The organism is Vibrio spartinae (assembly GCF_024347135.1).
GTDB lineage: Bacteria > Pseudomonadota > Gammaproteobacteria > Enterobacterales > Vibrionaceae > Vibrio > Vibrio spartinae.
Map to the genome: position 1 here is coordinate 3,377,212 of NZ_AP024907.1, position 14,726 is coordinate 3,391,937.

12 protein-coding genes and 9 tRNA genes are annotated in these 14,726 nt (G+C 46.6%); 18 read left to right on the forward strand and 3 right to left on the reverse strand.

The window, feature by feature from the left end:
* Window positions 1-98 precede the first annotated feature (98 nt).
* Window positions 99-701: an RdgB/HAM1 family non-canonical purine NTP pyrophosphatase gene (gene rdgB / locus OCU60_RS15140; protein WP_074371517.1), complete on the forward strand. Its 603-nt coding sequence runs from the start codon at window positions 99-101 to the stop codon at window positions 699-701.
* Window positions 695-1,900, forward strand: coding sequence for a radical SAM family heme chaperone HemW (gene hemW, locus OCU60_RS15145; RefSeq protein WP_074371434.1), 1,206 nt, complete (start codon window positions 695-697; stop codon window positions 1,898-1,900). The genes rdgB and hemW overlap by 7 nt, the downstream gene beginning before the upstream one ends.
* A gap of 48 nt (window positions 1,901-1,948) precedes the next feature.
* On the opposite strand, the gene glsB is transcribed toward hemW, so the two are convergent.
* Both glsB and trmB read right to left on the reverse strand, forming a co-directional pair.
* Window positions 1,949-2,869, reverse strand: coding sequence for a glutaminase B (gene glsB / locus OCU60_RS15150; RefSeq protein ID WP_074371518.1), 921 nt, complete (start codon window positions 2,867-2,869; stop codon window positions 1,949-1,951).
* 204 nt (window positions 2,870-3,073) lie between these two features.
* On the reverse strand, window positions 3,074-3,793 hold the full coding sequence (gene trmB, locus OCU60_RS15155; protein ID WP_074371435.1) for a tRNA (guanosine(46)-N7)-methyltransferase TrmB: 720 nt from the start codon (window positions 3,791-3,793) through the stop codon (window positions 3,074-3,076).
* Between the two features lie 262 nt (window positions 3,794-4,055).
* On the opposite strand from trmB, the gene mutY reads away from it, so the two are divergent.
* From mutY to OCU60_RS15215, 12 genes are all read left to right on the forward strand, one after another.
* Window positions 4,056-5,075, forward strand: coding sequence for an A/G-specific adenine glycosylase (gene mutY, locus OCU60_RS15160; RefSeq protein WP_074371519.1), 1,020 nt, complete (start codon window positions 4,056-4,058; stop codon window positions 5,073-5,075).
* A gap of 69 nt (window positions 5,076-5,144) precedes the next feature.
* Window positions 5,145-5,420, forward strand: coding sequence for an oxidative damage protection protein (locus OCU60_RS15165; protein ID WP_074371436.1), 276 nt, complete (start codon window positions 5,145-5,147; stop codon window positions 5,418-5,420).
* 94 nt (window positions 5,421-5,514) lie between these two features.
* Window positions 5,515-6,696 carry a membrane-bound lytic murein transglycosylase MltC gene (gene mltC, locus OCU60_RS15170; protein ID WP_083602570.1) on the forward strand — a complete coding sequence of 394 codons (1,182 nt, stop codon included), beginning with the start codon at window positions 5,515-5,517 and terminating at the stop codon, window positions 6,694-6,696.
* A 134-nt stretch (window positions 6,697-6,830) separates the two neighbouring features.
* Window positions 6,831-6,906 (forward strand) — tRNA-Phe (locus OCU60_RS15175).
* Window positions 6,907-6,984: 78 nt separating this feature from the next.
* A tRNA-Thr gene (locus tag OCU60_RS15180) sits at window positions 6,985-7,060 on the forward strand.
* Between the two features lie 10 nt (window positions 7,061-7,070).
* Window positions 7,071-7,146, forward strand: a tRNA-Phe gene (locus OCU60_RS15185).
* 5 nt (window positions 7,147-7,151) lie between these two features.
* A tRNA-Asn gene (locus OCU60_RS15190) sits at window positions 7,152-7,227 on the forward strand.
* A 385-nt stretch (window positions 7,228-7,612) separates the two neighbouring features.
* Window positions 7,613-7,688 (forward strand) — tRNA-Phe (locus OCU60_RS15195).
* A 23-nt stretch (window positions 7,689-7,711) separates the two neighbouring features.
* Window positions 7,712-7,787, forward strand: a tRNA-Thr gene (locus OCU60_RS15200).
* Window positions 7,788-7,823: 36 nt separating this feature from the next.
* Window positions 7,824-7,899, forward strand: a tRNA-Asn gene (locus OCU60_RS15205).
* 11 nt (window positions 7,900-7,910) lie between these two features.
* Window positions 7,911-7,986 (forward strand) — tRNA-Thr (locus tag OCU60_RS15210).
* Window positions 7,987-8,021: 35 nt separating this feature from the next.
* Window positions 8,022-8,097, forward strand: a tRNA-Asn gene (locus OCU60_RS15215).
* A 67-nt stretch (window positions 8,098-8,164) separates the two neighbouring features.
* Here the strand turns inward: OCU60_RS15215 and djlA are convergent.
* Window positions 8,165-9,016 (reverse strand): co-chaperone DjlA, encoded by an 852-nt coding sequence (gene djlA / locus OCU60_RS15220; protein ID WP_074371438.1) that lies wholly within the window; start codon window positions 9,014-9,016, stop codon window positions 8,165-8,167.
* 146 nt (window positions 9,017-9,162) lie between these two features.
* On the opposite strand from djlA, the gene lptD reads away from it, so the two are divergent.
* The 4 genes from lptD (at window position 9,163) to rsmA (ending at window position 14,692) form a co-directional block, all read left to right on the forward strand.
* A complete protein-coding gene (gene lptD, locus OCU60_RS15225; RefSeq protein ID WP_074371439.1) occupies window positions 9,163-11,475 on the forward strand; it encodes an LPS assembly protein LptD in 2,313 nt (770 codons plus the stop codon).
* A 129-nt stretch (window positions 11,476-11,604) separates the two neighbouring features.
* Window positions 11,605-12,897, forward strand: a complete 1,293-nt coding sequence (surA, locus tag OCU60_RS15230) for a peptidylprolyl isomerase SurA (RefSeq protein ID WP_074371440.1) — start codon at window positions 11,605-11,607, stop codon at window positions 12,895-12,897.
* The gene (gene pdxA / locus OCU60_RS15235) at window positions 12,887-13,879 is read left to right on the forward strand and encodes a 4-hydroxythreonine-4-phosphate dehydrogenase PdxA (protein WP_074371441.1); all 993 of its coding nucleotides are present in this window, start codon (window positions 12,887-12,889) and stop codon (window positions 13,877-13,879) included. The genes surA and pdxA overlap by 11 nt, the downstream gene beginning before the upstream one ends.
* Before the next feature lie 9 nt (window positions 13,880-13,888).
* Window positions 13,889-14,692, forward strand: a complete 804-nt coding sequence (gene rsmA, locus OCU60_RS15240) for a 16S rRNA (adenine(1518)-N(6)/adenine(1519)-N(6))-dimethyltransferase RsmA (protein ID WP_074371521.1) — start codon at window positions 13,889-13,891, stop codon at window positions 14,690-14,692.
* Window positions 14,693-14,726 lie beyond the last annotated feature (34 nt).

The following is a 14,726-nucleotide window of genomic DNA, read 5'->3' on the forward strand; positions in this document are numbered from 1 at the left end:
AGATATCATCCCCCCATTGGTGGAAGTCGTTGATGGAAGTAAACGAGGCAAGGTACACTATGCTCCCTATTCGCCTATCTCAGAAAAACGCCTCTATCATGCAAAAAATTGTTTTAGCGACCGGAAACCCGGGAAAAGTCAGAGAAATGTCTGACTTATTGGCCGATTTCGGCTTTGAAGTGCTCGCACAGACGGCGCTCAATGTCTCTGACGTTGCAGAGACGGGAACCACATTTATTGAAAATGCAATTATTAAAGCGCGTCATGCTGCCGCAGCAACCGGATTACCTGCCATTGCTGATGATTCAGGCCTTGAAGTCGATGCGCTCGACGGTGCACCGGGCATCTACTCCGCACGTTATGCAGGCACTGGTGCGACTGATCAGCAAAATATCGAAAAGTTGCTAACCGCAATGGCGGATGTCCCCGAACAACAACGCAGCGCACGCTTTCACTGTGTGCTGGTCTTCATGAAACATGCCGCGGATCCGACCCCGTTGGTTTGTCACGGTGTCTGGGAGGGTTCAATCCTGCATCAGCCTGATGGTGAGCATGGGTTTGGCTATGACCCGGTATTTTGGGTTCCCACTGAGCAATGTGCATCGGCAACATTACCGCCGGCCCGGAAGAAGCAACTTTCCCATCGCGCTCAGGCGCTTCATCTGTTGATGCAACAGTTGAATGAGCAACCATCATGCTGACACCACCGAAGCTGAGTCTGTATATTCACATCCCTTGGTGTGTACAAAAATGTCCTTACTGTGACTTCAACTCTCATGCCCTGAAGTCCGGTATTCCTGAACAGGCTTATATTAATGCGCTGCTGGAAGATCTTGATCAGGATCTCCAGCGTTATCAGCTCAGCGCGTCATTCGATCATGACAAACGTGCTCATGACTCGTCGGGTCATGACCAGCCGCGAAAGCTCCATTCGATTTTTATCGGTGGCGGAACGCCGAGCCTGATTAGCCCCAGTGAAATCAAAAGACTGCTGGACGGTGTGCAGGCAAGGCTGGCTTTTCAACCGGATATTGAAATCACCATGGAAGCCAATCCGGGTACTATCGAAGCAGAACGGTTTGCCCAATACCGGCAGGCTGGTGTCACTCGAATTTCCATTGGTGTTCAGAGTTTTGATAACGAAAAGCTCACCAAACTCGGCAGAATCCATGGTTCCGAAGAAGCGACCCGAGCAGCCCGTCTGGCACATCAAATTGGGTTAAAAAGCTTTAATCTGGATTTAATGCACGGCTTACCGGGCCAGACGCTGTCACAGGCAATGGCGGATTTAGATCAAGCAATCGCGTTAGAACCACCGCATTTATCCTGGTATCAGTTGACGATAGAACCCAATACGCTGTTTTATTCCCAGCCGCCTCGTTTACCGGATGATGACCTGCTGTGGGATATTTTTGAGCAGGGACATCAAAAACTGACGCAAGCCGGCTATATCCAATATGAGATTTCCGGGTATTCGAAACCGGGGTTTCAATGTCAGCACAACCTCAACTATTGGCGTTTCGGTGACTATCTCGGTATTGGCTGCGGCGCACACGGTAAAATCAGCTTTGCCAATGGCAGTATCATTCGCACCACCAAAGTCAAACATCCCAAAGGGTATTTGAATTTACTCAAACCGTATTTGGATCATGAAGCGGAGGTGTTGGCAAAAGATCGACCGTTTGAATTTTTTATGAATCGATTTCGCTTGATAGAACCCTGCCCGAAACAGGACTTTCCGGAGACGACCGGCTTACCGATCGCAACGGTTCAGCCGACCATCGACTGGGCGAAACAGCAGGGGTTTCTGGATGAAACCGAACAACACTGGCAAATCACAGAACGTGGCAAACTCTTTCTCAATGATTTACTGGCAGAATTTATGGCTGATGAGGAATAAGGATGTTCCCGTCATCAGCACATGGCTTATCCCTGAAAATATCACGACTTAAAAAATAGAGCGCCCGATACGCCCGGAAAGTAGCTCCAGTGCTTTGCTGCCCGCCAACGAGTTCCCAGAGCTGTTGAGTTCAGGCGACCAAACGGCAATGGTCATCTCTCCGGGTACAATTGCGACGATACCGCCCCCCACACCGGATTTACCCGGCATTCCGACCCGATAGGCGAATTCTCCGGCTTCATCATACAGACCACAGGTTGCCAGTAATGCGTTGATCTGTTTGGCCTGAACAGCAGTGATCACCGACTTGTGATTCAACACGGCAACGCCCTGATTGGCCAGATAACTCAATGTTTTGGCTAACTGGACACAACTCATTTTCAATGCACATCCGTGGAAATAGTTTTCCAGCACCGGCAGCACATGGTTTTCAAAATTACCGAACGAGCGCATCAGGTAGGCAATCGCAGCATTCCGATCGCTGTGTTTCATCTCTGAGCGTGCGACCACTTTGTCATACAATATATGGGTATCATCACTTAATGCCCAGACAAACTCCAGCAACCGTTGGCGAGGCGCAGACAGACGCGTCTGTAACATATCAGCGACGACAATCGCACCGGCGTTGATAAATGGATTACGCGGAATACCGTGCTCAACTTCCAACTGGATCATCGAATTGAATGCTTGTCCTGAAGGCTCTTTCCTCACTCTTGACCAGATCTCATCCGGGGTATAGATCCCCATCGACAGGGTGAGATTGAGCACTTTGGAGATGGATTGGATGGAAAAGCCTTCTTCTGCGTCTCCGGCCTGAAACAATTCGCCTTCATTGGTCAGGATCGCGATCCCCAATTTATCCGCCTGAACTTGCGCAAGCGCTGGAATATAGTCAGCCACTTGACCTTGTCCGAGCAACGGACGCACTTCATCTAATATTTCGTTCAGTATCTCGTTTGTTAATTTCATTTGGGTTGCTTCACAATGCATGATGGTTCGACAGAAAAAGCCAGCATGTTTATGCTGGCTTTTATCGTTTCACTGACTTTATAACGAAAAACAACGCTTATCACCAAAACAATGACTATCATCGGAATACAGAGATGATGAAGAAGCCATCAGACTGGACAAGTCTGTCTTTACCAGTGATTCAGATCCGCGGATTCAGTTCTGTCATTCAACACAGCGAAACTGGATATCCCAGACCCCATGCCCCAAACGTTGTCCACGTTGTTCAAACTTCGTCAACGGGCGTTCATCAGGCCGGGGAATAAAATCACCATCGGTCGCGACATTGACATAGCCGGGCGCCTGATTCATCACGTCAATCATATGTTCAGCATAGTTTTCCCAGTCGGTTGCCATATGGAAGATACCTTCTCCGATGATCAACTTCTGACGCACCATCGCTGCAAATTCAGGCTGTACAATCCGCCGCTTGTGGTGACGCTTTTTATGCCACGGATCAGGGAAGAATAGCTGTAGCCGATGCAGGCTATGCTCGGGAATCATATATTCGAAAACTTCGACGGCATCGTGACACATGACCCGCAGGTTGGTTACGCCAGCTTCCCGTGCAGAAGCCAGACAAGCCCCGACTCCCGGACCATGCACCTCAATACCGATGAAATTTTGATTCGGAGAATTTTTAGCCATTTCAACCAGCGATGATCCCATACCGAATCCGATTTCCAGAATAACGGGGTTATCGTTGCCAAACACAGACTGCCAAACTAATTTTTGCGGCTGGAAATCGATTCCCATCAGAGGCCAGCACTCATTCATCGCAGCTTCCTGACCTTTGGTCAGACGTCCTTCGCGGCGAACAAAACTGCGAATTTTACGCATGATTTTACCATCATCGGTATATTCGTTGGTTGTTACTTCACTCATGGTTCTCGCCTGTTTTCTTGCTCCCGGATATAAGGAGGTGTGATTATCCAAAGAATACGTGTCGGTTCAAGTCCTGAACTGAAAATTATATCTAATCCTGCATGATTTATGTGTTTTACAACGCAACTTTTCTGTGCTGCAATCAGCGTTGTTTCATCAGGATCTGCATCAATCATCGCATAAGATGGATACAATCGTGGGCTCAGCCCCCGATAAAACGGTCATTCATAAAAATCATTCAAAAGTAAAGTCAGCCATGCACATGCAATATCCAATATCTCCGCCACAATTTCAGCAACACTTGATCGATTGGCAACGCGCCCATGGGCGTCATGATTTGCCGTGGCAACAGAATCCATCCCCGTACCGTGTTCTTGTTTCTGAAGTGATGCTGCAACAGACTCAGGTGGTGACGGTCATTCCTTACTTCGAACGTTGGATGACGAGTTTCCCGACTATCGAAGCGCTCGCCAGCGCAACAGAAGATGAGGTCATGAATCATTGGCAAGGTTTGGGCTATTATTCCCGGGCCAGAAATCTGCGCAAAGCGGCCCAATACATCATGGCACACCATCAGGGGCAATTCCCCGAATCTCTCGCAGCACTGCTGGATATTCCCGGTGTCGGACGCTATACGGCCGGGGCGATTCGTTCATTTGCTTATGACCGCTACGGCCCCATTGTTGATGGGAACGTCAAACGGCTGTTTTGCCGGTTTTTTGCCCTCGATGGTGTCCCGGGGACTTCTGCGGTTGATAAACAACTCTGGCAACTGGCTGAGACATTCACGCCAGAGACTGATAACCGTGTGTTTGCTCAGGGCTTACTCGATATTGGTGCCACTATTTGTAAACCCAAAAATCCCAATTGCGAACATTGTTGTTTCCAGAAAACGTGTCTGGCTTTCAAATATGACAGAGTTCAAACATTACCAACGCCAAAACCGAAGAAGACGATTCCAACCAAAGCCGGGCAATTTCTATGGGTTGAGTCGGACAATAAGATTCTGCTGGAAAAACGGGCCAGCGATGGGATTTGGGGCGCACTCTGGTGTCTGCCACAGATTCACCTACAACCCGAACAGTTCGGTGAGCATATGCAGCTCAAAGGAACCTTCAAACACACATTCACCCACTATAAGCTGGATGCCAATGTGTGGATGATCGACCGTTTAGGGGTCATGGAACCCCAATTACAGTGGGTCGAAAAAAGTAAAGTGTTCAACCTCGGACTCCCCACTCCGATAAAAAAATTCCTGACCCGTCACCTTGAGGGCTGCTGAAGTGGCAGGAAATGGGACTCTCTGGTATAACATCAGTAGTTTTTAACTCCGAACAATGAGGATATCCTTATGGGTCGCACTGTTTTTTGTGCACGTTTGAAGAAAGAAGCCGAAGGGCTGGATTTTCAACTTTATCCCGGTGAATTAGGGAAAAAAATTTTTAACAACATCTCTAAAGAAGCTTGGGCAGCGTGGCAGCATAAACAGACCATGCTCATTAATGAAAAGAAACTGAATATGATGGATCCAGAGCATCGCCAGTTGCTTGAAACAGAGATGGTGAATTTTCTGTTTGAAGGGAAAGAGGTCCACATCGAAGGATATACACCACCAAGTGAGTCATAAGTTGTTGTTCACACAGTCACCATTCACGGTGATTGTGTGAGTGTTTCCCGTACAGGTACCATGGATGACCAATCTGATTCGACACTTTTTTTCAATGTTCAGCTTAACGCACAGCGTTTCTCTCAGGCAGCGAACGACCCGACTCAGCACTCTGATCTTGTGTGTAATTCCGCTCTTAACCAGCGGTTGTAGCCGTGAGTTGATCGAAAAAATATACGATGTGAATTACGAACCGACCAATCGGTTTGCCAAACATTTAGCCCCCCTCCCCGGCCAGTTTATGAAAGATGCGGCAGCATTAAATGCCCTCATCAGCAGCTTCACCGGCAAAATAGAACATCGCTGGGGAACCAAAGAAGTTAAAATTGCCGGCAAAACAAACTACGTGAAATATATCGATGACTATCGCAGCCGTGCCGATGTCAATTTCAATCAAGGACAAATCACCGTCGCAACGGTCGCAACGACCGAGCCGTTAGTCCATTTGAAGAAAGCGATCATCACCACTCTCCTGACCCCGGATGACCCCAAGCATGTCGATTTATTCTCATCCGAGAAAATCGTCCTCAAAGGGAAACCGTTTCTTTATCAACAAGTAGTCGATCAAGATCATAAGGCGATCCAGTGGAGCTGGCGAGCCAATCGATTTGCCGATTACCTGATCAAAAATAAGTTACAAGTCAAACAAGTCGATTTTAAAAAATCTTACTATGTCGAAATCCCGATGGTGGAAGATCAAGTTGAAATTCGCAGCTATAAGTATGCTGATATTATCCGCCGGGCCGCTCGAAAATATGGTATTCCGGAAGACCTGATTTACGCCATTATCAAGACTGAGAGCAGTTTCAATCCTTACGCTGTGAGCTGGGCCAACGCTTATGGCTTGATGCAAGTCGTGCCGAAGACCGCAGGAAAAGATGTCTTTCAACGGATCAAAAAGCGCTCAGGACAACCCTCTCCTGAATATCTGTTTAATCCAGAAAACAATATTGATACCGGAACCGCCTATTTCTATATTTTAAAACATAACTATTTGAATTCAGTCGCCAATTCACTGTCTCTCGAATACAGTATGATTTCTGCATATAACGGGGGCGCCGGTGGTGTACTCCGAACATTCAGCCGCAATAGAAAGACGGCACTGAGTAAAATCAATCGCCTAAAACCTAACCAAGTTTATTGGGCGCTGACGAAAAAACATCCGAACGCAGAGTCACGTCGCTATCTGGAAAAAGTGACGCACTACAAACAGATGTTTAATTCGGGGAAACTATAAATCAATCTTGCATGTTTGAACCGCTTGGATTGTGAACAACAAGGTTAAAAACCATGCAAACAGTCACTTTTTTCATAGAAACATGAAAAACTAGTTGACGATTGGCGTGTAAATCCGTTTAATAGCGCTCCGTTGCCCGGATAGCTCAGTCGGTAGAGCAGGGGATTGAAAATCCCCGTGTCGGTGGTTCGATTCCGCCTCCGGGCACCATAATTCATTTAATCTGGTGTTGTAGATACCTGATTAAATAAAAGTAAGAAAAAGAAAAGCATTGAGAATAAATATTGTGCCGGCTTAGCTCAGTAGGTAGAGCAACTGACTTGTAATCAGTAGGTCGCCAGTTCGACTCCGGCAGCCGGCACCATTTATTCCATGCCTCGATAGCTCAGTCGGTAGAGCAGGGGATTGAAAATCCCCGTGTCGGTGGTTCGATTCCGCCTCGAGGCACCATCTTTTCCCCCTTAGTTCAGTTGGTAGAACGGCGGACTGTTAATCCGTATGTCGCAGGTTCGAGTCCCGCAGGGGGAGCCATTTTCAAGAAGCCACAGCGTTTGCTGTGGTTTTTTTTTGCCTCAGTCATGCGATTTATCATCATGATGCTTTACCGTTGCCCCCTCCTCTTCTCTCTTATTTTTACATCACCGGAGAAACAGTCAGCCACTTTTTGGGTACTCTGATTGACTTAACCGAAACAAGCATCGTTATCCATCTTCAAGCAGCCGTCATCCCCCTGAAGATTCTGGTTTTGCACCGCAACGACACCTATCTTTTTCTCATTTTTATCCTATCATCTTCTGATAAAATATGGCTTTAAGCCTGTATTTCTGGGGAACCTGGGTATAAAAGCAACAAACGATACTTTTTTTGCATTTTATTGTTGACCTTGTCTGAGAAAAACTTTTTAATACACCCCGTTGCCCGGATAGCTCAGTCGGTAGAGCAGGGGATTGAAAATCCCCGTGTCGGTGGTTCGATTCCGCCTCCGGGCACCACAAATTATTTGAAAATGATCATTGCCGACTTAGCTCAGTAGGTAGAGCAACTGACTTGTAATCAGTAGGTCGCCAGTTCGATTCCGGCAGTCGGCACCATCATTTTCATCAGACAGTAATGTCTTAAAGGTTTATTCCCCCTTAGTTCAGTTGGTAGAACGGCGGACTGTTAATCCGTATGTCGCAGGTTCGAGTCCCGCAGGGGGAGCCATATTTTATATCGCCGGCTTAGCTCAGTAGGTAGAGCAACTGACTTGTAATCAGTAGGTCGCCAGTTCGACTCCGGCAGCCGGCACCATATTTTGTATAGACAGCGATGTCTTAAAAGTTTATTCCCCCTTAGTTCAGTTGGTAGAACGGCGGACTGTTAATCCGTATGTCGCAGGTTCGAGTCCCGCAGGGGGAGCCACTTTCCAAAAGCCACAGCAAATGCTGTGGCTTTTTTGGTTTTATATTGGTTTCATCCTGAAATGAGCTTAAAAGCCTTTGGCCTTTTTGATCAGATCATAAGCCTGTTGGATTTCTTGTGATTTTTCTTTCGCCATCGTCATCATTTCCGGAGGCAAACCTTTCGCCATCAGTTTATCGGGGTGATGTTCATTCATCAGCTTCCGATATGCTCTTTTTATCGTTTTTGCATCTGCGCTTTCATCAACACCCAGCACATCATATGCATCGCTCAGATGGTTCGAGGCATAGGATTGCCCGAAACTGCCCTGCTGATGGTTTTGATAGCTTTCTTGGCCTGAATCCGCATGATGTTGAAATCGAAAAGCCGCTTCCTGCATTCTCAGCCGTTGCTCAAGCTGCGCTTCTGAGAATGCCAGTCCTCTGGCAATTTTATGCAAAATATCGCGTTCACTCGGATGCAGTTCTCCATCGGCAAAGGCAGCGGAAATCTGTAATTCTAGAAAAAATTGAATTAAATCACGTCGCCCACCGGTTGAACGCATCACCTGCTCAAGCACTTCTTCCAAAGGAAAACCCGACTCTTTTCCTTCACGAAACGCCTCCTGTGCCGAGCGTTGCTGCGCGTCGTTCAGATTCATCCGATCCATCATGATCGTTGCTAGACGAATCTCTTCTTTCGTCACCTTGCCCTTGGCTTTGGCGACATGCCCCATCACTGAGAAAGCGGCACGAAAGAACTCATCTTGACGCTCTTCCTGAGATGCGCCCCCATTCCCCCCAACTGAGAATGGTGCCCCTTGATACTGTCTTCGGGCTTTATCAAACTGATGCCCAAGAAAAAGCCCGAAAATGGCCCCTAGAGGACCACCCAGCAATAAGCCAAAAAAAGTACCCAAAATTTTGCCGAAAATATGCATTATTGACTCTCATTCAATGAATTTTTTACGAGTTGCGCAGTCTACTAGTGCTGTATGATTGAATTTCTATTATGATTAGAGACATTTTTAGTTCAACTGATGCTGATCATCCGAATCAACTCAATTTAACAGGATAACACAACTAGATGTCAGACTTTCCTCGTTCGTTGCTAGCTGCTTCGATCTGTGCAGCGCTTTTTATCCCATATAGTTATGCAGAAACAGCTCCGCAAAGCAATACGGTTACTATCGGTCAGTGCCGTGCCGGAGACATCGAACCAACCAACCAGAATGAGCAACCCATTAATGTTGAAGCGGATAAGCTCGAAGCAGTGAATGGCGATAAAGCGACATATGTTGGTAATGTTGTCGTAGTCCAGGGCAAAAAACGGATGACTGCCGATACCGTCACCCTGCACCAAAAAGATAACATTGTGGTCGCACAAGGGAATGTCAAGTTCGATGATGGTGAAGTTCAAGCGGTCTCTGAGCGGGCAATCAATGACCTCAACACCGATAAGTTGACTCTGGAAAAAACCAACTATCATTTTCTCTGCCAGCCGGGTCGGGGAGATGCGGTTTATATCGCCAAAACAGGTCAGGCGATGTATGAAATAGAAGACGGTTCGATCACGTCCTGTCCTGACGGAGATAATGCTTGGCGTTTAAAAGCCTCTAGTATTTCGATTGATCAGAATGAAGAAACCGCAACATTTTATAATCCTCGTATGGAAGTACTGGGAGTCCCCCTGCTCTATTTACCATTACTCAATGTGCCGATTGGAAATACACGGAAAACCGGATTTCTTTATCCGACATTTTCTTTCGGTTCAAAGGACGGCTTTCAACTCAATGTCCCGATCTACTGGAACCTTGCCCCCAACTATGATTTGCAGACCAACCTGAACTACATGGAAAACCGGGGAACACAGCTGAACAGCCATTTTCGCTATTTGAATACTTTCGGAAGTGGCAATATCAGCTACGAATATCTGCCGGATGATAAAAAATATCCGGAAAAAGATGACCGCTGGGGATTCCAGCTCACTCACGCCGGTATTTATGATCAATCTTGGGCACTAGCGATCAATTACGCCGAAGTGAGTGATATCGATTATTTTTCAGATCTAGGTTCAGAAATAGGAACCCGACAAGATGGTCAGTTAACCCAAGAAGCAAGCGTCAGTTACCGTTCAACCGACTGGGATCTTTCTTTGCTCACCCGGGATTTCCAAATCCTGACAGAGACTGGCAATCAACCGTACAAATTAATGCCTCAGGTTGCATTTAACTATTACGCCCCTGAGCTGATGCGTTATCTTGATTTTGATCTCATTAGCCATGTGTCAAGATTCGATACCGATGAAAATGACGCACCTTCGGCAACCCGAGTCCATATTGAACCGGGTATCAAGATTCCGTTCGGGGCCACTTGGGGAACCTGGACAACAGAGGCTCGATTACTTTCAACCTATTATCGACAAGATTTAGAAGGGGTCGATGCTTCAAAGGGCTATAAAGAAAATGTGTCCAGAGATATTCCTGAATTTCGCTCGAATGTCGGCCTGAACCTTGAGCGGGATACCGTCGTTTTAGATGGTTATACACAAACGTTGGAACCTCAGGTGCAATATCTTTATATTCCCAAAAGAGATCAAAGCGACATAGCCCGTTACGATACAACCCTGTTACAGACCGACTACTATGGTCTGTTCCGAAGCCGTAAATACGGTAGCGTTGACTTTATCGCCCCGGCGAACCAAATTAGCTATGGGGCAGCCTCGCGCTTTTTCGATGACCAATATAAAGAACGCTTGAATATCGCTTTTGGCCAGATATTTTATTTGGATAAGGGTCTGAAAGATAACTTGAATCGTTCAACGACAGAAAACTCAGATTATTCAGCTTGGGCTGTAGAAATGGATTTCAACTATGACGATACGCTGTTCTATCATGGGGGTATCCAATATGACGTTGACACGTCTCGTGTACAATTGTCGAACAGTACCCTTGAATACCGACATGATAAAGGCTTTATCCAGACGAACTACCGTTATGTCACCCAAGAGTATATTGAGGATACCGTCGGTGACACTCTGGACGTCAATTCTCTGACCAAAGATGGTATTTCCCAACTCGGTGTTGTTGCACAATATAACCTCAGCCCGAAATGGCAAACAAAGGCGCTCTACTATTATGATCTCACCACAGATAATCAATTAGAGTGGCAGGCCAACCTGACTTATATCTCTGACTGTTGGTTTATCGGCCTGACATACAGTCGGGAACTGGATAAATGGACACCGTCATTCCAACAATATCCTGATGCCGAAGCAAGATATGAGAACAATCTGAGTGTCAATATTGGCATTATCGGCTTAGGAACGAATATGACACATAACAATGAACTAACGTCGAATGCAATTGGTTATGGACGCCCCTTTGTGCTAAGTAACTAATCACCAGCAGCAATACAGCAATAACGCGGCTGTCGAGCTCATTCGTTGGGTTCATCTCGGTGTTTGTAAATCATTATATTTTTGAACAACAAGTGGCATGCATGATATGCCCAATCAATAGGATTCTCGATGAAACTGTGGCAATACTTTCTAATCACAATCATCAGCCTTTATAGTCTGAACATTAGCGCAACCCCGGTCGAACTTGATCGTATCGCCGTGATTGTCAATGACAGTGCGATTTTAACCAGTGATATCGACACGGAGATGAAGCTGTTTAAAGCAAATGCAACGCATCATCATCAAACCCTTCCGTCGGACAATGTTATTCGTGCACAGGTTATCGATAAACTCATTTCAGACACACTGCAAAAGCAGGAAGCTGACCGTATTGGGGTAAAAATTGACGACAGTCGTTTAAATCAGGCGATTGAAAAGATTGCCAAACAAAATGACCAAACAGTGCAGGAACTCAGAAAATCAATCGAACAGTCTGGCGTCAGCTACGGCACATTCAGAGAAAAAATTCGTGATGAGATAGCCATTTCAGAAGCGCGTAATGCTCTCGTGCGCCGTCGAATTAATATTTTACCGGCAGAAGTAGATTCACTGGCAGATATTCTCAATCAAGAAACAGATACTTCCGTTCAGTACAAAATCAGCCATATTCAGCTCCGTATCGATAATGATAATGACAAATCAAAAGTCGAAGCACTGGCAAAGTCGTTAGTCCGCCGGCTTGCCAAAGGCGAAAGCTTCAGAACATTGGCTCTTACCTATTCAAAAGGCCCCAAAGCGCTGCAAGGCGGTGACTGGGGCTGGATGAGAAAAGAAGAAATGCCGACCATTTTCGCGGATCAAATCAAGATGCAAAGTAAAGGGACGATTATTGGCCCATTCCGTAGTGGCGTCGGACTCCACATTTTGAAAATTGATGACGTGAAAGGGCTACAAACCGTGTCCGTGACTGAAGTTAATGCGCGTCACATTCTGCTCAAACCCTCCATTATTTTAAGTGATGACGGTGCCAAAAAAGAGCTGAATTCTTTCATTCAGAAGATTCATAACAAAGAAGCGACTTTTGGTGAACTTGCTCAACAGTACAGTCAAGACCCGGGGTCTGCCTCACAGCAAGGCAAACTCGGCTATCAATCACCGGATATTTATGTACCGGAATTCAAACATCAGATCGAAACGCTGCCAGTAGGTCAAATCAGTCAGCCATTTAAAACCGTTCACGGCTGGCATATTGTCGAAGTCTTGGGGCGCCGTCAGGTGGATAAAACTGATGCTGCGCAGAAAAATAAAGCTTATCGAATTCTGTTCAATCGCAAATTTAATGAAGAATCCAGTACATGGATCCAAGAGTTAAAAGCGAGTGCCTTTATTGAACGACTCAAGGACAATTCGAATGACAATTAAGCGTATTATCGTCACAGCAGGAGAACCGGCGGGCATTGGTCCGGATCTGGTGCTGGCACTTTCTCAAGAAGATTGGTCACATCAAATCGTCGTCTGTGCAGATAAATCTCTGTTACAACAGCGAGCAACTCAGCTGGGTATCAAGGTTGAACTCAATGATTATGACCCGACCCAGCCTCCGGTTGTTCAAAAAGCCGGCTCGCTGGTGGTGGAACATATCGCGCTGGCAACTCCGGTTACCGCAGGACAACTCGATGAAGCCAATAGTCGCTACGTTCTGCAAACACTGGAACGGGCGACAGAAGGATGCCTGAACGATGAATTTGATGCCGTCGTTACCGGCCCGGTTCATAAAGGCGTTATCAATCGTTCCGGGGTTGCCTTCAGCGGACATACCGAATTTTTTGCCGAAAAATCCAATACACCACTTGTGGTAATGATGCTCGCCACAGAAGGGCTTCGGGTTGCGTTGGTAACAACACACATTCCACTTGCGTATGTAGCCAAAGCCGTCACGACCGAGCGTCTCCAAAGTATTATTCGCATTCTCCATCACGACCTGAAAGAGAAATTTGCGATTGACGACCCACATATTTACGTGTGTGGACTCAATCCTCACGCCGGTGAAGACGGATGCTTAGGCAATGAAGAGATAGCAACAATCACGCCAGCGCTGAATATGTTAAGAGATGAGGAAAATATGCGCCTCACCGGGCCTCTACCGGCCGATACGATATTTCATGACAAGTACCTCGAGCAAGCTGATACAATTTTAGGCATGTACCATGATCAGGTGCTTCCTGTACTAAAATATAAAGGATTCAGCCGTTCGGTCAATATTACGCTGGGGCTGCCTTTTATCCGCACTTCGGTCGATCATGGTACCGCCTTGGATCTTGCAGGCACCGGGACTGCTGATACGGGCAGTTTAAAAACGGCTTTACAACAAGCTATCGAATTAGTAAATAAAAGAACAAAGTAGTTGATGATGATGAAAAATGATGTCCACTTAGGGCACAAAGCCCGAAAACGCTTCGGTCAAAACTTCCTCAATGATCCTTATATCATTGATGGTATTGTTGCTGCGATTAATCCGAGGCCCGGACAAAATCTGGTCGAAATCGGCCCTGGTCTGGGGGCGTTGACCGAGCCAGTCGGAAGAGAAATCGATAAACTCAGCGTCGTCGAACTCGATCGAGATTTGGCTGAACGGCTGAGAAATCATCCTGACTTAAAAGACAAACTATCGATCTACGAAGCGGATGCGCTACGTTTTGATTTTAGCCAATTGGTGCAGTCTCAGAACAAACTGCGTGTGTTTGGTAACCTGCCATACAATATTTCCACGCCCTTGATGTTCCACCTGTTTGAATTCCAGAATCAAATTCAGGACATGCATTTCATGTTGCAAAAGGAGGTCGTCAACCGACTCGCAGCAGGGCCAGGAACAAAAGCCTATGGACGCCTGACAGTGATGACTCAATATTACTGTAAGGTTATACCGGTACTGGAAGTACCACCGGAGTCGTTTGTACCGCCACCGAAAGTGGATTCGGCAATCGTCCGACTCATACCACATCAGGAGTTACCTTATCCGGCAACCAGTCTCAAATGGCTCGACAGAGTCTGTCGGGAAGGATTTAATCAGCGGCGTAAAACCGTTCGTAACTGTTATAAGTCGCTACTCGATGTTGCAGTCTTAGAAGAGCTAGGTATTAATCCGACGAGCCGTCCGGAGAATCTATCCCTCAGTCAGTTTGTCGCGATGGCAAACTGGCTGGACAGCAACAGCTAGCTGCATAATTGCCGCGGTACTGTCCGCGGCACAC